The sequence below is a fragment of the Frankia sp. AgKG'84/4 genome (assembly GCF_023242965.2).
Lineage (GTDB): Bacteria > Actinomycetota > Actinomycetes > Frankiales > Frankiaceae > Frankia.
Genome location: NZ_JALKFU020000043.1, coordinates 1 through 18,765 on the forward strand (window position 1 = coordinate 1; position 18,765 = coordinate 18,765).

Annotated in this window: 18 protein-coding genes and 1 riboswitch; of the genes, 5 read left to right on the plus strand and 13 right to left on the minus strand. The window is 73.0% G+C overall.

Going from position 1 to position 18,765, the window contains the following annotated elements:
• Window positions 1-72 precede the first annotated feature (72 nt).
• The 4 genes from MXD58_RS05420 to guaB all read right to left on the minus strand — a co-directional run bounded on the left by MXD58_RS05420 (window position 73) and on the right by guaB (window position 5,489).
• Complete coding sequence (locus MXD58_RS05420; RefSeq protein ID WP_250609087.1) at window positions 73-843, minus strand: hypothetical protein; 771 nt, start codon at window positions 841-843, stop codon at window positions 73-75.
• A 322-nt stretch (window positions 844-1,165) separates the two neighbouring features.
• A complete protein-coding gene (locus MXD58_RS05425; RefSeq protein ID WP_248838738.1) occupies window positions 1,166-2,536 on the minus strand; it encodes a hypothetical protein in 1,371 nt (456 codons plus the stop codon).
• 154 nt (window positions 2,537-2,690) lie between these two features.
• A complete protein-coding gene (locus MXD58_RS05430) occupies window positions 2,691-3,821 on the minus strand; it encodes a GuaB3 family IMP dehydrogenase-related protein (RefSeq protein WP_248838737.1) in 1,131 nt (376 codons plus the stop codon).
• Window positions 3,822-3,893: 72 nt separating this feature from the next.
• Window positions 3,894-5,489 (minus strand): IMP dehydrogenase, encoded by a 1,596-nt coding sequence (gene guaB / locus MXD58_RS05435; RefSeq protein WP_284677906.1) that lies wholly within the window; start codon window positions 5,487-5,489, stop codon window positions 3,894-3,896.
• 409 nt (window positions 5,490-5,898) lie between these two features.
• Here guaB and MXD58_RS05440 point away from each other — a divergent pair, with 409 nt between their 5' ends.
• Window positions 5,899-6,315, plus strand: a complete 417-nt coding sequence (locus MXD58_RS05440) for a DUF5319 domain-containing protein (RefSeq protein ID WP_308301909.1) — start codon at window positions 5,899-5,901, stop codon at window positions 6,313-6,315.
• A 913-nt stretch (window positions 6,316-7,228) separates the two neighbouring features.
• Window positions 7,229-7,561, plus strand: a complete 333-nt coding sequence (locus MXD58_RS05445; protein WP_248820572.1) for a WhiB family transcriptional regulator — start codon at window positions 7,229-7,231, stop codon at window positions 7,559-7,561.
• Between the two features lie 267 nt (window positions 7,562-7,828).
• On the opposite strand, the gene groL is transcribed toward MXD58_RS05445, so the two are convergent.
• Entirely contained in the window at window positions 7,829-9,472 is a 1,644-nt protein-coding gene (gene groL / locus MXD58_RS05450) for a chaperonin GroEL (protein WP_248838735.1), read from the minus strand.
• Window positions 9,473-9,599: 127 nt separating this feature from the next.
• Window positions 9,600-9,905 (minus strand): co-chaperone GroES, encoded by a 306-nt coding sequence (gene groES, locus MXD58_RS05455; protein WP_009740479.1) that lies wholly within the window; start codon window positions 9,903-9,905, stop codon window positions 9,600-9,602.
• A gap of 324 nt (window positions 9,906-10,229) precedes the next feature.
• Between groES and MXD58_RS05460 the strand changes: the two genes are divergently transcribed.
• Window positions 10,230-10,505, plus strand: a complete 276-nt coding sequence (locus tag MXD58_RS05460) for a hypothetical protein (RefSeq protein WP_248838734.1) — start codon at window positions 10,230-10,232, stop codon at window positions 10,503-10,505.
• Between the two features lie 76 nt (window positions 10,506-10,581).
• Here MXD58_RS05460 and MXD58_RS05465 read toward each other — a convergent pair whose 3' ends face one another.
• A complete protein-coding gene (locus tag MXD58_RS05465) occupies window positions 10,582-11,148 on the minus strand; it encodes a MarR family winged helix-turn-helix transcriptional regulator (RefSeq protein WP_248838733.1) in 567 nt (188 codons plus the stop codon).
• A gap of 150 nt (window positions 11,149-11,298) precedes the next feature.
• Between MXD58_RS05465 and MXD58_RS05470 the strand changes: the two genes are divergently transcribed.
• Window positions 11,299-11,934 (plus strand): FMN-dependent NADH-azoreductase, encoded by a 636-nt coding sequence (locus MXD58_RS05470; RefSeq protein WP_248838732.1) that lies wholly within the window; start codon window positions 11,299-11,301, stop codon window positions 11,932-11,934.
• Between the two features lie 57 nt (window positions 11,935-11,991).
• Here the strand turns inward: MXD58_RS05470 and rimI are convergent, their stop codons facing one another.
• The 5 genes from rimI to glyA form a co-directional block, all read right to left on the minus strand.
• On the minus strand, window positions 11,992-12,537 hold the full coding sequence (gene rimI, locus MXD58_RS05475) for a ribosomal protein S18-alanine N-acetyltransferase (RefSeq protein ID WP_248838746.1): 546 nt from the start codon (window positions 12,535-12,537) through the stop codon (window positions 11,992-11,994).
• An 83-nt stretch (window positions 12,538-12,620) separates the two neighbouring features.
• Window positions 12,621-13,397, minus strand: a complete 777-nt coding sequence (gene tsaB, locus MXD58_RS05480) for a tRNA (adenosine(37)-N6)-threonylcarbamoyltransferase complex dimerization subunit type 1 TsaB (protein WP_248838731.1) — start codon at window positions 13,395-13,397, stop codon at window positions 12,621-12,623.
• 113 nt (window positions 13,398-13,510) lie between these two features.
• Complete coding sequence (tsaE, locus tag MXD58_RS05485; RefSeq protein ID WP_248838730.1) at window positions 13,511-14,002, minus strand: tRNA (adenosine(37)-N6)-threonylcarbamoyltransferase complex ATPase subunit type 1 TsaE; 492 nt, start codon at window positions 14,000-14,002, stop codon at window positions 13,511-13,513.
• 98 nt (window positions 14,003-14,100) lie between these two features.
• Complete coding sequence (locus MXD58_RS05490) at window positions 14,101-15,267, minus strand: alpha/beta fold hydrolase (protein WP_248838729.1); 1,167 nt, start codon at window positions 15,265-15,267, stop codon at window positions 14,101-14,103.
• Between the two features lie 261 nt (window positions 15,268-15,528).
• Entirely contained in the window at window positions 15,529-16,791 is a 1,263-nt protein-coding gene (gene glyA, locus MXD58_RS05495) for a serine hydroxymethyltransferase (protein WP_248838728.1), read from the minus strand.
• Window positions 16,792-16,818: 27 nt separating this feature from the next.
• Window positions 16,819-16,905, minus strand: a riboswitch (ZMP/ZTP riboswitch).
• A gap of 240 nt (window positions 16,906-17,145) precedes the next feature.
• Between glyA and MXD58_RS05500 the strand changes: the two genes are divergently transcribed.
• Entirely contained in the window at window positions 17,146-17,448 is a 303-nt protein-coding gene (locus MXD58_RS05500) for a hypothetical protein (protein WP_248838727.1), read from the plus strand.
• 185 nt (window positions 17,449-17,633) lie between these two features.
• Here MXD58_RS05500 and alr read toward each other — a convergent pair whose 3' ends face one another.
• The gene (gene alr / locus MXD58_RS05505; protein ID WP_250609088.1) at window positions 17,634-18,749 is read right to left on the minus strand and encodes an alanine racemase; all 1,116 of its coding nucleotides are present in this window, start codon (window positions 18,747-18,749) and stop codon (window positions 17,634-17,636) included.
• Window positions 18,750-18,765 lie beyond the last annotated feature (16 nt).

The following is an 18,765-nucleotide window of genomic DNA, read 5'->3' on the forward strand; positions in this document are numbered from 1 at the left end:
TGGTGTGTTGGGCTGGTTTATTTTTATAAGATACAGAGCTTTTATGGTAAACCGGCGGTTTAAGTAATCGCTTTAGCCGCGGTCGTCCCGGGGGGGGGGGGGGGGGTGGGCCCCGACCCGCACCGAGCCGGTCGCCGGGCCGCGCCAGGACGGCGGCTCCTCGTAGGCGGGCGGGCTGGTGTAGGCCGGGCGCGGCGCGGGGGCCGGCGCCGTCCCGGGCGGCAGTGGTACCCGCTGAGCCGGCGCCACGTCATATCCCGTCGGCGCGTCATACCCCACCGAGGCGCCGTACGCCGACGGCTGACCGTTGACGTACGCGGACCCGCCGCCAGGCGCGAAACCGTCGGCGGGAGCGGACCCGTTGGAAGGAGCGGAACCGTTCGTGGGCGCGGAACCGTGCGTGGGCGCGAGGCCGTTGCCCTCCAGGAAGCCGCCGTTGCCCGGCGCGGCCCCGTTCAGCGGCGCGGCCCCGTGGACCGACGGACCGTAGCTCCCGGCGCCGTGCGCGGCAGGGCCAGGTTCGGACGCGGGCGGGTAGATCGAGGGCAGGTGGGACGTCGGCCGGCCAGCATCGGGGGCGGGGGGGTCGACGGAGATGGCCCCGCCGCCACCGAAGCGCGGCGCCGGTCCGTTCCAGGTGCTGGTGACGTCGAACGGATCAGCGCTCCGCTGTGGCTCGGCCGGCGACGACGGTGCTTCGACCGGCGCGGACGGCCACGGCGTAGGGCCCCAGGACGGGGCCGCGCTCGGCTGCTCGGGCTCGCCGACGCGCTCGACGGCGAAGAAGTCATCATCCCGGCGGGGCGGGAGCGGCCGGTTGATGTCGGCGTCGTGAGCGGTCACGAGACGGCCACCCATCCCGTCACAGGGCCGGGTATGGCGGCGTGGCCGGCGACGGGGTCAGCTTCCCGCGCCGGGCTCTGGTGCATGGTCATCGGGCGGCATCTCCTGCCCCCCAGGTCAGCACGATGTGGACGGCCATCGTAGAGACGCACGGAATCCGGACCGCGGCGGTACGAGTCGGCCTCTCGCAACCGCTTCGCTACGAGTGATGGATGTCCTACCGTAGGAACGACGAAAAAGCAACAATTCGCTGGCTCGTCCTCCACCCACCTGGACAGATTTGTGGTGATAGTGCGTCCGAACCACTGTACCCGGGCGCTGGTCATCGCTTGTCACGGCAGGCGGCGTAGATCTCGCGCACGATCCGCTGCGACGAATCGGACTGCACCTGGGCACTGAACCGCAGGTACTCCTCCTGCGTGTAGCTGGCCTGGAGCTTGTCCAGGGTGCAGGTGCAGTAGCCCTCGTTGCCATTGCTCACGTCGAGGCAGGAGCTCAGGTAGGCATCCCGGACGGACGCGTCGTAGCGGCCCTTGCTGGCGGCGGTGGCCCCCGAGGCCGAGCCACCGTCCGAACCGCCGCCGAGCGCCAGGAATCCGGCGAGCCCGAGCCCGGCGCAGACCAGCACGACCACGGCGGCGATCAGCACCGCCGGACGCTGCCGCGCTCGGGCGAGGGCGCCACGCAGGCCACCAGCCGGCTCGGCCGTCTCCCGCTCCGGGCGGACCGCCCGGGTCGAGAGACGCCCCGACGACGGGGACCAGCCGCGCACACCCGGATGCCCAAAGCCATCGGGATCGTCGTCCGGCAGGTCGTCGTCCCCGTACTCGCCGTCGGGGTCGTCGGCGTCGTCCTCCCAGTGCGCGACGCCGGCGGCGCGCGCCGGCGGAACGGGGCCGCCGAACCGGCGGATCTCCCCGGTCGACTCGCCGTCGTCACCCCAGTCGTCGTCGGCCGTGGCGAGCCCGCGCCCACCGACGGTGACGCCTTCCACGCCTGGCTGGGCCGGCTCGCCCGGACGGTCGCCGGCCGACCCGGAACCGGGCACGTTCCCCACCGGGTTCGCACCGGTCCGCAGCGGGTCGGCGCGCGTCGCGAGCCCGAGCGGATCCGTACCGAGCGGATCCGTACCGAGCGGATCCGTACCGAGCGGATCCGTACCGAGCGGATCCGTACCGAGCGGACCAGCGCCGAGCGGACCAGCGCCGGCCGCACCCGGACCGGTCGGGGTCACCCCGGTCCGGCCTGGCCGGGCCGCGGTGTCGACACCGGCCTCGCCGGGTGACCGGAAGGCATCCTCGGCGCCGGTGGGTGCCCAGCGGCCGAACTGCCCGGTCCCGTCGAACGAGGGCATCGCGCCGGTACCCAGGCCGCGCACGCCCGGGACCGGGACGCTCCCCGCGTCCGTGCTGGCCGGATCGCCTACGCCGCCACCCCCGCGGCCGCGGTCCTGGGTGGTCGATGCGGCGCGGGGGACCCCCGTTTCCGGGACCGCCCCCCCTGATCGGGCCAGCGGACCGGCGTTCGCCGGGGCGGGCCGGGCGGTACCGGCGGCGGCCGAGTTCGGCCACGCGGGGGCCCCGCCGGAGCCGGCCGGCGGCGTGGGGGACGCGGAATGCCAGGTCTGGGCAGCCTCGTCCCAGACGTAGACGCCGTCATCACTGACCCAGCGGCCATGCTCGTCGAGGCGCATCGGTCGTCCTTAGTGCCGGAGACGGACGATCCCAGGGTGCCATGTCCAGGTCGGGTCGGAATCGACCGGGTACCGCCGCTGGCGTGCCCGGTCCATGACTGTCACTGCGTGCCGCCCGCCGGGACGGACCCTCGATCGGCCCCGGCGCGGGACGTCAGCCCGCTGCGGAGACCATGATTTCGGCCTTCTGGAACTCTTTGAGTGTCGCGTAACCGGTCGTCGCCATCGCGGTGCGCAGGCCGCCGGCAAGATTGAGCACGCCCGTGCCGGTAGCCGCGCCCGGTCCGGTGATGATCTGTTCGAGGGTTCCCGTGGGGCTGATCGGGGCCCAGCGGCCACGGGGCAGATCGGAGTGCAGCACGTCCATCGGCCACATCCCGCCCTGGCCAGGCGCGTCGTGGGCGGCGGCGAGCGCGGCGTCCACCATGACGGCGTCGGCGCCGCAGGCGATGGCCTTGGCCAGGTCCCCGCCGGTGCGCAGGTCACCGTGCGCGATGACGTGGACGTAGCGCCCGCCGGACTCGTCGAGATACCGCATCCGCGCCCCGGCCGCGTCCGCGATCGCGGTGGCCAGGGGGACACCGACACCCAGCACCTCGCGGGTCCGGTCGCCGAGACCCGAGCCGACACCGACGATGACCCCCGCGGCCCCGGTGCGCATCAGGTGCAGCGCGGTCGAGAACGACGCACAGCCACCGACCAGCACGGGGATGTCGAGTTCGCCGATGAACTGCTTGAGGTTCAGCGGCTCGGACTGCCGGGACTGGTGCTCCGCGGACACCGCGGTGCCATGGATGACCAGCAGGTCGACACCGGCCGCCAGCACATGCGGGCACAGCGCGCGCACCTTCTGCGGACGCAGCGCCGCGGCCACGGTCACCCCGGCCTCGCGCAGCTCGCTCAACCGCCGCGCAATGAGGTCCGGGTCGACGGGCGTGGCGTACAGCGCGCGCAGCCGCTCGGTCGCGGCCACCGCGCCCCGCTCATCGCCGATTTCGCTGAGTTCGGCGATGAGCTTCTCGGGCTCGGCGTGCCGGGTCCACAGCCCCTCGACGTGCAGGACGCCGAGGCCGCCGATGCGGCCGAGCTCGATCACCGACGCCGGCGAGCTGACGGCGTCGGCCGCGGCCGCCACCAGCGGCAGCTCGAACCGGTAGGCGTCGATCTCCCAGGACAGGGAGACGTCCTTCGGGTCGCGGGTGCGCCGCGACGGGACGATACCGACGGCGTCGAGACCGTACGCGACCCGCGCGTTCTTGCCGATGCCGATCTCGACCTCTGCCACTGGTGGGGCCTCCTGGTTGGGGCCGGCCGGCGCATGCCGGCCGGTCACTCCCGGCTGCGCCGGGTGACGAAATCAGCGCGCCGAGTTGTAGTTCGGCGCCTCGACCGTCATCTGGACGTCATGGGGGTGGCTCTCGGTGAGACCGGCCGAGGTGATCCGCACAAGCTGGGCCTCGTCCTGCAGGCGGCGGATGGTCGGCGAGCCGGTGTAGCCCATCGCGGCGCGCAGGCCGCCGACAAGCTGGTGCGCCACCGCGGCAAGCGACCCCCGGTAGGGCACCTGACCCTCGACGCCCTCGGGGACGAGCTTGTCGTCGGAGAGCACGTCGTCCTGGAAGTAGCGGTCCTTGGAGTACGAGCGGGCCGTGCCGCGGCTGCGCATGGCGCCGAGCGAACCCATGCCCCGGTACGCCTTGTACTGCTTGCCGTTGATGAAGATGAGCTCGCCCGGGCTCTCGTCGACGCCGGCGAGCAGGCTGCCGAGCATCACGGTGTCGGCGCCGACCGCGATCGCCTTCGCGATGTCGCCGGAGAACTGCAGGCCGCCGTCACCGATGACCGGCACGCCGTGCTCGCGGGCGACCCTGGACGCCTCGTAGATCGCGGTCACCTGCGGAACGCCGACGCCGGTGACGACCCGGGTGGTGCAGATCGAGCCCGGCCCCACGCCGACCTTGATCGCGTCAGCGCCGGCAGCGATCAGCGCGGCCGCGCCGGCGCCCGTCGCGACGTTGCCACCGATCACGTCGAGCGGCCGGCCGCTGGCGCCGACCGGCATGTCCGCCTTGATCCGGCGGACCATGTCGGGCACGGCCCGCTGGTGGCCGTGGGCGGTGTCCACGATGAGGAAGTCCACGCCCGCCGCGACGAGCACCTGCGCCCGCTTGTAGGCGTCCTCCCCCACGCCGATCGCCGCGCCCACGACGAGGCGGCCGTCGGCGTCCTTGGTGGCGTTCGGGTACTGCTCCCGCTTGGTGAAGTCCTTGACGGTGATCAGGCCACGCAGCCGGTCCCGCTCGTCGACGATCGGCAGCTTCTCGATCTTGTGCCGGCGCAGCAGATCCAGCGCGTCCTCGGTGGAGACCCCGACCGGCGCCGTGATCAGCGGCATCGGGGTCATCACGTCCTGCACCCGGCGGGAGTAGTCACGCTCGAAGCGGATGTCGCGGTTCGTCACGATGCCGACAAGCCGGCCGTCCGACTCCGTCACCGGGACCCCGGAGATGCGGTAACGCGCCATCAGCACGTTCGCGTCCTCGAGGGTGGCATCGGCGCCGCAGGTCACCGGCGCGGTGATCATCCCGGACTCGGACCGCTTCACCATGTCGACCTGCTGGGCCTGCTCATCGATCGAGAGGTTGCGGTGCAGCACACCGACGCCGCCCTGGCGCGCCATCGCGATCGCCATCCGCGCTTCGGTCACCGTGTCCATCGCCGAGGACACCAGCGGCACCGCGAGCGCGATGTTCCGGGAGAGCCGCGTGGTGGTGTCGGCCTCGGCGGGGACGAGATCGGAGGCGGCCGGCAGCAGCAGCACATCGTCGAAGGTGAGGCCCAGCATCGCCAGTTTGGGCGGCACGGGCGCAGCGTCGGCGCCCAGCTGGTCGACCCCCGGATCGGCGCGGTTCCCCGCCGACGCGGACAGATCGGTGGCGACGGGATCGTTCATGGCACCTTCCGTTCCGGTTGACCGGTGCCGCGGCGCTGCGGAACCGGCCGGCGGCCACGGCACCGCCGGATGCCTGACGAGCCGCCCGGCCTCGGGTCGCGCGCCCTGGCGTCGGACCCTGGCCTCGTGTCGAGCAGAGACTCGTGTCGGACTGAGAGCGGGATCTCGGGCCGGACTGCGGCACATGTCCATCGTAGAGGCCGATGGCACCGGTGGGCGGACCTGGCGTGACAGAGATCGCGGTCGCGCCGGGGCGGACACCCCCGGATACGTCCGCTCTGCGGCAAGCCGCCCAGCTTAGCCGGATTTGCGCAACGGAAAAAGACCGGATTCGAAACCACTCACAAGCACCGCACAACGGTGCCGAGACTCCAGATCGGGACCACTAAGCAGTCCGGGCAAGCGTAGCGTGGTCGACGTGAGCGACGAGCCTGTCGACCCCTTCGCGGGTGACCCCGAGGATCCGGCCGCCGAGCTCGCGCGCCTCGACTCCGTTGACGACCTCTCCCTGCTCGAGCCGCTGTCTTTGCACGAGCGGGAGGAGGTCCTCGCCGAGCTGGGAGACCTCGACGTCTTCCGCACGCTGCTTGAGCCGCGCGGGTACCGCGGGCTCGTCGTCGACTGCGAGGGCTGCGCTGAGCCGCACTACTTCGATTGGGAGCTCCTCGCCGGTAACCTGCGCAACCTGCTCAACGAGGGCCGGACGCGAGTCCACGAGCCGGCTTTCTCTCCCGACCCGTCCTGCTACGTGAGCTGGGAATACGCCCGCGGCTTCGCCGACGGCGTCTACGAGGCCTCCGCCGCCTCGGAGGCCGACTCCCGCTGATCCGCCGGCTCGGCTCGACGTCGCCTCCACGACGGCGTGACGGGTGTTCCGCCGTGCCGTGCCGCGCCGCCGCGCCGCCGTGCCGCGAAACAGGCACGCTCCGGGCTTCGCCCACTCACCCGCGATCACCAGGTGCCCGGTTCGTCCCGCGACGGGACGAACCGGCTCGCGTCGGTGTCGCGATCCATCCGCCTGACGCCCAGCAGCCGCCGATGATCGCCGCCGTCCGTCGCCGCGAACCCTTCCGATGCCCACCGGGACGCCGATCGAAGCGCTCCGGGCGGCCACGGTGGCCCGCGGGTTACTACTTTCGGGCCAACCCTCTTTTGTCAGCCCCCGGACAGTCCACTGGGCGTCGATGAGCCGCGCGACGGAACCGCCGGTGCGCCAGGCGGTTCCGTCGAGGCGGATCGAGACCGGCAGATCGCCGCAGCCCGGCGGACCGGCCGCAGGCGCCGCCCGCGCGCCGTCCCCCCGCACACCCACCGTTCCGCCGGCCGTGACGGTGTGTGGTGGAGGCGGCCGGGACGCGTCGGCATTCCGGCGCCCGCGGGCCGGGTCACGGGGACCGGCAGGCGCCGAGCGGCCCGGTGGCCGTGTGACCGGGCGATGGCCTGGGTAGGCGAATCATCGTCCACGAAGTTGTCCGCCGGACCCGCGGACTCGACGTCCCGGCCGGGCCTCCCAAGGTCCTGCGGGGTCCCGCGGTCGCGCGCGGGAGCCGCCGGCCGCCGGTGGCCCGGCGCACGGAGGTCGGGGGAAGGCCGTGCGGCTTCGACGAGCGACACGACCGGCCTGCCGGCAGCCGCCACCAGGTCGCCCGGGTGAATTTTCGAAGATCATCCGGAGGGTGACCGGTACTACGGTGAGCCCGCGGCGCTCGCCGCTCAGGTCGAAAGGGGGGCTCAGGCCGATGACCGACGTTCGACGACTTCCAGGCCCCGGCGCGGAAAAGTGGGAATGGCAGCTTCACGGTGCGTGCCGAGGGGAGAGTACGGAACTCTTCTTCCATCCGGAAGGAGAACGCGGACCGGCCAGAGCGGCTCGCGAAGCCGCGGCGAAGGCCATCTGCGCCCGCTGCCCGGTGATCGGAGCCTGTGGTGAGTACGCCCTGACGGCTCGCGAGCCGTACGGGGTGTGGGGCGGGCTCAGCGAGTCGGAGCGGGAGGCCATCCTCACCGGTCGCTCCCGGCGCGGGGTACCCCGACGGGTGCCGGCTCGACCGGGGCTCGCCCCGGCCTGCTGACCGGGCGGTCGGGACATGAACGGACATCCCCTCGCCCGTGGGCCGACCACCCGCGACGGGTGACGGGTCACACACCCGCTCACCCGTCCCGGGTCACCGCCGCCGGGCGGCCATCGCGACGCCAGCACACGCGCGGTGCGCCGCCGACGGCTGGGCGGGGCGGCGGACAGCGACGCGGCCCGGCCGCTTCCCAGTTCGGGGAGCAGCCGGGCCGCGTCGTCGTTACATCTGGGCACGGCGCGAGCCGCGCACCGGTTATGGCATCGGTCAGAAGCCGGGGCCGTGCGAGTGGCCGTGCCCGTGACCGCCGTGGCCGTGACCCTGCTCGGGCTCCGGCGCGGCGGGCTTCTCGACGACGAGGCTCTCGGTGGTGATGAGCAGCGCCGCGATCGACGCGGCATTCGCCACCGCCGAGCGGGTGACCTTGACCGGGTCGATGATCCCGGCCGCGATCAGGTCGGTGTACTCACCGGTCGCGGCGTTGTAGCCGTGACCTGGCTTGAGTTCCTTGACCTTGGAGACGATGACCGCACCCTCCTGACCCGCGTTGCGGGCGATCCAGGACAGCGGGGAGTCCAGCGCGACACGCACGATCTCGACGCCGGCGAGCTCGTCGCCGGTGCGGCCGAGGCCGCCGTCGAGCACGGAGGTCACGTGCGCCAGGGCGGACCCGCCCCCGGCGACGATGCCCTCCTCGATGGCCGCGCGGGTCGCCGACACGGCGTCCTCCAGGCGGTGCTTCTTCTCCTTGAGTTCCACCTCGGTGGCGGCGCCGACGCGGACGACCGCGACCCCGCCGGCCAGCTTGGCGAGCCGCTCCTGGAGCTTCTCGCGGTCCCAGTCCGAGTCGCTGGCCTCGATCTCGCCCTTGAGCTGGCGAACCCGGTCGGCGACCGAGCCGGCCTCGCCGGCACCGTCGACGATGGTCGTGTTGTCCTTGTCGACCACCACCCGGCGGGCCCGACCGAGATCCGCGAGGGTGGCACCCTCGAGGGACAGGCCGACCTCGGAGGCGATCACCTGGCCGCCGGTGAGCACGGCGATGTCCTGCAGCTGCGCCTTGCGGCGGTCCCCGAAGCCCGGCGCCTTCACCGCGACGACCTGGAAGGTCTTGCGGATCGCGTTCACCACCAGGGTGGACAGGGCCTCGCCCTCGATGTCCTCGGCGACGATGAGCAGCGGCTTGTGCTCCTGCACGACCTGCTCCAGCAGGGGCAGGAGCTCGTTGAGGGCCGCGATCTTGCCCGGGTAGAGCAGGATGTAGGCGTCCTCGAGCACCGCTTCCTGGGCTTCGGCGTCGGTGACGAAGTACGGCGAGACGTAGCCCTTGTCGAACTGCAGCCCCTCGGTGAGCTCGAGGTCCAGACCGAGGGTCTGGCTCTCCTCCACCGTGATGACGCCGTCCTTGCCGATCTTGTCGATCGCCTCGGCGATCAGCTCACCGACCCGCGCGTCCTGCGCGGAGATCGCCGCGACCTGCGCGATGGTCTCCTTCGTGCTGACCTCGACGGCCTGCTCGAGCAGCGCCTTGGAGACGGCCTCGACGGCCGCCTCGATGCCGATCTTGAGCGAGAGCGGAGCGGCGCCCGCCGTGACCTGCTTGAGGCCGAAGCGGACCATCTCCTGGGCGAGCACCGTCGCGGTGGTGGTGCCGTCGCCGGCGACGTCGTTGGTCTTGGTGGCGACTTCCTTGGCCAGCTGCGCGCCAAGGTTCTCGAACGGGTCGTCCAGCTCGACTTCGCGCGCGATCGTCACGCCGTCGTTGGTGATCGTCGGCGCGCCGTAGTTCTTGTCGATGACGACGTTGCGGCCACGCGGGCCGAGCGTCACCTTCACCGCGTTGGCGAGCGCGTTGACGCCGTGCTCCAGCGCGTGCCGGGCGTCGGTGTTGAACGTGAGAATTTTCGGCATACCTGAGGTGTCCTCTCGGTACCGATGACCGGCCGCGCAAAGCAGGGGCGCGCCCCGCCGGTGCACCCGGCGGAAACCGGGCGGCCACCAGCGGGGCGCGCCCCTAGCTTTACTGCCGGCGAACGGCCTACTTCTCGATGATCGCGAGGACGTCGCGAGCGGAGAGCACCAGGTACTCCTCGCCCGAGTACTTGACCTCGGTGCCGCCGTACTTGCTGTAGAGCACCACGTCGCCGACCTTGACGTCGAGCGGAACGCGCTTGCCGTCCTCGAATCGGCCCGGGCCGACGGCAAGGACGGTGCCCTCCTGCGGCTTCTCCTTGGCCGTGTCCGGGATCACGATTCCGGACGCGGTGGTCTGCTCCGCGTCGGACGGCTGCACGACGATGCGGTCCTCGAGAGGCTTGATAGCAACCTTGGTGGCGGTCGTCACGATCGACCTCCCCCTTCCTTCGCTGGATGAGAGAGCGACCCTGGCGGCCTGCCGTCGCGGGGAACAGGCGCCTGTCGTCGCTGGCACTCTCACGTGCCGAGTGCCAACCTAGCACCCGCACCACACACGTCAACCAACAAGGTCGGAACTGTCAAGACTGCGAGGAACGGACACCCGCCGATGGGCTCGCCCAGGGCCTGCCAGGACTCGATCGCGGTGGGCCACTGCGCCCTCGGCACCGCGGCCCACCGGCGTGGCGCCGTGTCGCCACCATCGCGCCAGAGCAGCGGTAACCTGCCCGATCGACGCTTTCGGGAGCCAAGAATGATCTGGATGTGGGAGGCCCGTGCCGCCGCCGGGCGCCTGGACGAGCTGTGCGCCTGGGCGGTCGACGCGCTTGCCGGCCGCGAGGGTGAGGTGTACCTCAGCCGGCAGCCGGGCGGCGACCTCGTCGTGCTGATCCTGCGCCGGCCCGACCCGACACCCCCGATCGGCACCAGCGCGTCGGCGGACGGCCCGCCGCTGCCCGTTCCACCGGCCCACCTGGTCGCGGGCAGCGCCCACGCGTGGCCCTTTGAGCAGCTCCATCCGACCCGCTGAGGGTGGGGCCGGGTTTCGGGCCGCTTCTGTCGGGTTCCTCGCCCGTTTTGCCCCTACAGAAGCGGCCCGAACCCGTTCAGCCCCCGAGGCGGGGGGCGGCGGGGGGGTCGTGCGCGTCGATTTCGCGGCGGGCGGCGTCACAGGCCGCGGCGCCGTGCGTCGGGTCCACGGCCACCAGCCGGGCCACGACCGTGCGCAGCAGTCGGAGGAACTCGTCCTGCTGCGCGGGCGGCAGGCCGGCGAGCACGTGCTGGTCCACGAAGCGGCGCTTCTGCTCGGCGGCCGCGTAGAGCCGCTCGCCCGCTTCGGTGGCGGTGATGATGCGGGCCCGCCGGTCGGCCGGGTCGGGCTGGCGCTGGACCAGGCCGTCGCGCTCCAGCTCGTCAACGAGTCGGACCATCACCGTGCGGTCGATCCCGAACCGGCGGGCGACCTCGATCTGGTTGCGGGCCTCGCCCCCGACCGCCGCGCCGAGTACGTACAGCGCCCGTAGGCCGCCACCGAGTCCTTCGACGGCGGCCTGCGATGCGGCCAGATAGCCGTACTGCACCTGGCCCAGCAGCCAGCCGAGGTCGCACCCGAGGCTCTCGGGCAACCCCTCGCAGTCGGCGCCGCCTTCCGCGGCGGCCGCGGCGTCGCTCACCAAGGCAGCGTACCCGCCCTGATCAGGAGGTTCTCACTTCCAAAATTAGGTGCTTCGACAGACGATCTAGTTTGAGATAGTCTCCGACGAGACCTTACCGAAGTCGGGCGAGGTCTCCCCTGTGTTGATCAGGCCATCGGAGGATCGGTCATGAGCCACCTGCTGCACGTTGACGCGAGCCTTGCCCGCGAGGGCTCCACGTCCCGCAACCTGGGCGGTGCCTTCGTGGCGGCGTGGCAATCCGCCCACCCGGACGGCACCGTCACCTACCGCGACCTCGCACTCACGCCGCCCGCGCACCTGGACTGGGAGGCCATCTCGGCGGCGAGCATCCCGGCCCAGCGGCACACCCCCGCCCAGGCCGAGTCGGTCAAGGCCCGCGAGGAGCTGATCGTCGAGCTGGAGACCGCGGACGAGCTCCTGCTGTCGCTGCCGATGTACAACTTCTCGGTGCCCTCGGCGTTCAAGGCCTGGGTCGACCAGGTGATCGTGGTCGGGCGCACCCTGCGGCAGCCGCCGGAATTCTCGGTCCTCGCCGGCAAGCGGGCCACCGTCATCGCCACCCAGGGCGGCTCGTACGCGCCCGGCACTCCCCGGGAGGGCTGGGACCACCAGCTGCCCTACGTCGCCCACGTCCTGGAGGCGCTCGGCGCCGCGGACGTAGAGCTGATCAGGGTGGAGATGACGCTCGCCCCGGTCAACCCCGCGCTGGCGTCGTTCACCGAGGTATACGAGAGCAGCCTGGCCGCGGGCGAGGCCGCCATCCGCAGCCGCGCCGCCGTCTGACCAGCCGCCGTCTGACCAGCCGCCGTCTGACCAGCCACCGTCTGACCAGCCGGCGTCTCACTCCTCCAGACGTACCCGGCCGGGCAGGGCCAGCTCGGTGTCGTCGAGCAGGGCGGCGTAGCCCACGGTGTCGATGGGGCGCGCGCGCATCACGTAGGCGTCCCCGCCGGATGGCTGGTAGTAGCCCCGGCGCAGCCCGAGGTCGACGAAGCCGAGCCGGCTGTAGAGGACCCGGGCGGCGTGATTGTCCGTGCGCACCTCGAGTCCGCAGGAACGGGCGCCGGCCCGGCGGGCACGGCGCAGCAGGGCGATCATCAGCCGGGCGCCGACGCCCCGGCCCCGCATCGCCGGAACCACCCCGACGGTCTGGATGTAGGCACCGTCGGGGTCACCAACCGCCAGGCCGGCATAGCCGACGATCGCGTCCAGGTCGTGCGCGGGCACGCCCCGGGGCCGGGACAGCGCCGTGAGGTAGCAGCGCTGCTCACCCTGGGCGAGTTCGGACCAGAACAGCTCCGCGCTCCAGGGATCGGCCGCGAACACGCTCGGTTCGAGCGTGGCGATGGTCTCGAGATGCCACCAGCGGGTCGGCACGAGCACCAGATCCGGGTCCTGGCCGGTGGCCGAGCCCGGGGCCTCCTCACCCCGCGGGCTGGCCGGCGAGCGCTGGTCCGAGGGGGACGAGGTCACGCCCCGACCGGCTTGGGCGCGTGCGGCTCGGTCGCGTCCGGCCGGCGCAGGTACAGCGGGACCAGCGGGCGTGGCGCCCGGCCGGCGAGCAGGTCCGCGCCCGCGAGGCCAACGAGGAGTTCCGGGCGCGGATAGCCCGCCTCCGGGGCGGTCGTCCCGCCGTCCGAGGCCGGTACCTCGATGCTGGCGAACCCGGCGAACGCCTCCGGATACAGCGCGAACCCGGGGCCGGCGACGCCGGTGACGCCGAGAGCCCGCAGCGCGGTGGCGACGTCCGCGGGACGACCGACGCTCGGGTCCCCCATCCTCAGGCCGCCGTCGTAACACGCCCAGTAGACCTCGCGCCGGCGGGCGTCGGTGACGACGGCGACCGCGCCGGTCGTCGCCGCGCCGATCCCGTCGAGCGAGCAGACACCGTGCACCGGGATCTCCAGCGCGTCGGCGAAGGCGGCGGCCGTCACCATGCCGACCCGCAGGCTGGTGAAGGGCCCGGGCCCGGCGCCCACGACGACCGCGGCCAGGTCCGACGGACGGGCCCCCGCGTCGTCGAGCACGGTGCGCATCGACGGGGCGAGCAGCTCCCCGTGCCGGCGGGCGTCGACGGTGACCACGCTGCCCCGCGGCCAGACGTGCACCCCGGGCGGCGCGCCGGGTTCGTCCGCCCCCGGGGCAGTCCCCGCGGCGGACTCCCGTGGCGACCGGTCGGATTCCGTCAGCTCGGCGAGCGCCACGGCACAGGCGGCCGTGGCGGTGTCAAGGGCCAGCACCAGCACCAGGCCAGACTACGGACCACCGCGCCGCCCACGACGAGCACCCATCCCGCGACGTCCCGCAACACCCGGCCACGGCTCCGAAACAGCCGACCGCGGCCGCAGGCCGAACCGGTTCAGCCTGCGGGCAGCTCCGCCAGCCGCTCGGCCCACCCCGGGCCGGACGGCACCAGCCGCAACGTCCTGACCTCGCCCGACTCGTCGGCGGTGGGCCGCGCGACAGCGATCTCCAGATGCTCCGGGGCGAGACTCCCGACCAGGCCGGCGCCCCATTCGACGACGGTCACCGAACCGTCGACGTCGGCGTCCAGGTCGAGGTCGTCGACCTCGGCGATACCGCCGAGCCGGTAGGCGTCCACGTGCACAAGGGGGATCCGCCCGTGCGGATAGACGCGCGCGATCACGAACGTCGGCGAGGTGACCGTCTCGTGCACCCCGAGGCCCGCGGCGATGCCCTGCGCGAGCACGGTCTTGCCCGCGCCGAGCGGGCCGGAGAGCACGACGAGGTCGCCGGGGCGCAGCAACGCCGACAGGCCGGCGCCGAACTCCCGCATCCGCTCGGCGGTGGGAATGACCACCTGGTCACGCAGCGCGGCGTGCACGCCCATCCGTCCTCGACCTCCTCGCGCGTCACCCGATGCCGGCTCCCCCAGCCGCAGTGTCCGCCTGACCATTGTCGCCGCCGCGCCGACCCGCCACGGGCTGCCTACGCCGCGGAACCGTCGGCGTCCTCCATCCTGCCGGCCGGCTGGCCGCCGTCCCGGCTGGTCGGGAAGCCGGCCTCCGAGCGCGGCCGGGGCAGCGGGACCTCGGCGAGAGCTCGGCCGACCAGCCTGCGGATGGCGGCGTTCACCACGTCCGGCCGCTCCAGCATGATCGCGTGGCCGGCGCCCTCCTCGACCACGAATTCCGCGTCGGGGAGTGCGGCCGCGATGACCCGGCTGTGCCCGACCGGCGTGATCACATCCACATCGCCGACGACGATGACCGTGGGTGTGCTGGCGAGCCGGCCGATGGCGTCCAGCCGGTTGTTGTCCAGCAGGGCCGGCAGGAAGGCGGCGATCACCTCGACCGAGGTGTCTGAGACCAGTGAGTCCAGGAAGGTGACGATGGATGGCGGCGCGTCGGTTCCCCCGAACGCGATCCGGCGCGTCACCTCCCAGGAGATCTCGCCGCCCCGCCGACGAATCCATTCCAGCGGCGCGCGGCCGTGCCGCATGGCGAACCCGACCCCGGGCATCACCTGGCGGACGGTGGTGGCGAGCAGAGCCGGCACGCCGCCGGTGGCCCGCGCGAGTTCCGAGGCGCTGGTCGCGAGCAGCGCGACACCGATCACGCGATCGCCGAACAGGTCGGGCTGCGCGTCGGCGAGCCCGAGGATCGCCATGCCGCCCATCGAGTGCCCGACGAGGATGATCGGGCCGTCCGGCACCCGCTCGCGGATTACCCGGTGCAGATCGTCGGCCAACATGTCGATGGTGCAGTTGCCGGCGGCGGACGGCCCGGAGCGACCATGCGCCCGCAGGTCGAGGAACACCATCCGGCCAAGGTCCGCCAACTCCCGCTGCTGCAGGATCCAGCTGTCGAGGCGCACGCAGAACCCGTGCACGAACACCAGGGTCAGCGGCGCGTCTGCCGGGCCGGTCTCCTCGACGTGCAGCGGGACGCCGTCGGCCGCGATCACCGTGCCGGAGCGGCCGACGATCGGGCCGAGCGGCCCAGGCGCCGCGGCGTCCGGCACACCCCGGCGTCGGCGAATCGCCCTACGTTCGGCGAGCACTCCGGCAGCGATCGCGGCCCCAACCGCGCCCACCGAACCCGTGACGGTCCGCACCGCCCGGGAACCCGCCATCGCGCCGACCGATTTCGCCATCGCCGCCTCCGTCCGTCCGGTAGCACCCGGCTCGTCCGGGCTGCCCTGACCTGATGATGCACCGAGGCGACGTCGGGAGCGGACCGCTTGGCCCTCACCTGCGACCATGTGCCCGGGTCGCGACGGGTCAGCCGCGACCTGGGCATGGTGCCGGGCCGGCCCCGGCGGGGGCCCGGTCAGACCGGTGCCGCTGGACCGGTCGGCAGCACCGGAGCGCAGCACCGGGACGCCGCGTCCCGCCGAAGCCGACCGGTCTGCCGATCAGGCGAAGCCGGGCATCGGGAAACTGCTGATCAGCTCGGTGACCTGGGCCCGCACCCGCTCGATGGCCGCGGTGTCCTCGGTGCTGGCGGCCTTGACCACGTCGTCGATCCAGCCGGCGAGCTGCGGCATGTGCGCGGGGGTCAGCCCACGGGTGGTGATCGCGGCGGTGCCGAGCCGGACGCCCGACGGGTCGAACGGCTTGCGCTTGTCGTACGGCACGGCGTTGTAGTTCAGCTCGATGCCGGCGGCGTCCAGCGCCTTCGCCGCCGGCTTGCCGCCGATGTCCTTGCCGGTCAGGTCGATGAGGATCAGGTGGTTGTCGGTGCCCCCGCTGACCAGGTCGAAGCCGCGCTCCACCAGAGCGCCGGCCAGTGCCTGGGCGTTGGCGACGACGGCGTGCGCGTAATCGCGGAACGACGGGGCCGAGGCCTCGCGCAGGGCGACGGCGATGGCCGCGGTGGTGTGGTTGTGGGGGCCGCCCTGCAAGCCCGGGAAGACCGCCTTGTCCAGCGCGGTGGCGTGCTCGGCGTCGGAGAGCAGCATCGCCCCGCGCGGGCCGCGCAGGGTCTTGTGCGTGGTGGTCGAGATCACCGGGGCATGCCCGACCGGGGACGGGTGGGCCCCTCCCGCGATCAGGCCGGCGATGTGCGCGATGTCCGCGACCAGCACCGCGCCGACCTCGCGGGCGATCTCCGCGAACGCCGGGAAGTCGATCGTGCGCGGGATGGCCGTGCCACCACAGAAGATGATCTTTGGTCGTTCGGCCCGGGCCAGGTCACGGGCCTCGTCCAGGTCGATCCGCCCGGTGTCCGCGCGCACCCCGTAACGGACGCTGCGGAACCACTTGCCGGTCGCGGAGACGCTCCAGCCGTGGGTCAGGTGACCGCCCATCGGCAGCGACAGGCCCATCACCGTGTCACCCGGCTGCGCGAAGGCAAGGTAGACGGCCAGGTTCGCCGGCGAGCCGGAGTAGGGCTGGACGTTGGCGTGCTCGACGCCGAACAGGGCCTTCGCCCGCTCGACGGCGAGGGTCTCGATCGGGTCGGTGACCTGCTGGCCCTCGTAGTAACGCCGGCCGACGTAGCCCTCGGAGTACTTGTTCGTCAGCACGGAGCCGGACGCCTCGAGCACCGCGGTCGAGACGTAGTTCTCCGAGGCGATCAGCCGGATCGACGCCTGCTGGCGGGCCGCCTCGGCCTCGACGAGACCGGCGATCTCCGGGTCCGCGACGGCGAGTTCGGGAAGGGGTGGGTTGTGCATACTGACCTCCGGCACGTGTCGTTCGGCCGGAGGCACCCAGGCGCACGGCGCCGATCCGAACAATCGCTCCCCGGTGGTCAGTTCCACCTCTGTGCGCCAGTCACGACTCCGGGCCAATCCTAGCGGCCGGACGGCGCACGGGTCGGCGGGGCGGACGGACCGCCAGGCGGAGCCGGGCCGGTGCCCCGCGGCGGCACGGGTGTGACGGCGACCAGCGCGGAAGACCCCAGCCGTCGGCGAGGCGACACCCGTGCGCGGGTCACATCCGGGCCACGACGCCGGGCCGGACGGGACATCGTCCTCTACCGTGGTGGGGACCGGGTCACCTCGTTGGTCATCGCGGAGGCGGGAATCATGAAGTTGTCCTGGCGCAGAAACAAGGACGTCGTGGCCGATCGGGCCCGTGGCCTGACCGGCCCGGAGCGGGCGGCCGCGCTCGGCGTGGCGGACGAGTCCGAGCCGGAGCCCGCCGCGGCGCCCGTCCCGGCCGCTCCCGGGCCGGTCATGCTGACGCTCACCACCCGTTCCCGCATCGAGCAGGACGGACGGGAGGCCGCCGCGGCCGCGGCGGCGCCGGTGCGCCGCCGGATGGAACGCGGCATGTACGGCGGCGAGCAGTCGACCGGCGGTGGATGCTCGTCCGGCGGCTGCGGCTGAGAGCAGGTTGCGGTGCCGGCCGGAGTCCCGGGCCGGCACCGTTGGCCGCGCCAGCGCGGCCGACTGGTCACGGCGAAGGTGCGGGCGTCCGCCATCGCCCCGCAGAGGCACCGGCCGCGCCACTGGCTGGTCGCTTCGCAGGGGTGGAGGTCCGGGCGCGCGCACCATGATCGGCCGGACACGGCCTAGACGTGGACACGCGGCACCCGCACGCCGATCCGGGTGACGATCTCGTAGTTGATCGTGCCCAGAGCCGCCGCCCAGTCATCCGCCGTCGGCTCCCCGCGGTCGCCCGGACCGAACAGCAGCACCTCGTCGCCGGCCGCGACCGGGTCATCCCCGACGTCCAGGACGAACTGGTCCATGCAGACCGTGCCGGCGATCCGCCGTCGGCGCCCGCCGAGCAGCACCTCGCCGACGTTCGTCGCGGCCCGCGGCACGCCGTCGGCGTAACCCAGCGGCACCAGCGCGAGCGTGGTCTCCCGCACGGTCGTGTACCGGTGCGAGTACGAGACCCCCGCGCCGGCGGGCACCCGCTTGACCAGCGCAGCATGGCTGACCAGGGTCATCGCGGGCCGCAGGCCGAAGCGCGCGGCCGGGCCGACCGCCGGGCTGGGCGACAGGCCGTAGACGGAGATGCCGGGCCGGACCAGATCGAAGTGGGCGTCCGGGCTGACCAGCGTGGCCGCCGAGTTCGCGAGGTGACGCACGGTGGGCGCGAGGCCCGCCTTCTCGGCGACCTCCACGGCGTCACGAAACGCGCCGATCTGCCCGGCCACGGTCGGATGTCCCGGGCTGTCGGCGAACGCCAGGTGGCTCCAGACACCAAACGTCTCGATCAGCCCCTCGGCCCGCAGCACGGCGGCGGCGTCGCACAGGGCGGGCCAGTCTGCCGGCGTGGAGCCGGCGCGGCCCAGACCGGTGTCGACCTTGAGATGCACCCGCGCCGGCCGGCCGGTCGCCCGCGCCGCTGCGGCGATCTCCCGCAACGCCCACGGGGCGGATGCCGAGACGTCGATGCCGGCGTCGATCGCGGCGCCGTACCGCTCCCCCGGCGCCGCCAGCCAGCACAGCAGCGGCACGGTGATCCCCGCCGCGCGCAGCGCGAGCGCCTCGTCCAGGAACGCCGTGCCCAGCCAGGTCGCGCCGCCGTCCAGCGCCGCGCGGGCGCAGGGGATCATGCCGTGGCCGTAGCCGTCGGCCTTCACGACCGCCATCGTCGCGGCGGACCCGGCGCGGGCGGCCAGCGCGGCCACCGAGTCGCGCACGGCGTCGAGCTCGACCGCCGCGTACGCGCGGATCCCGGCTGTCTCCGAC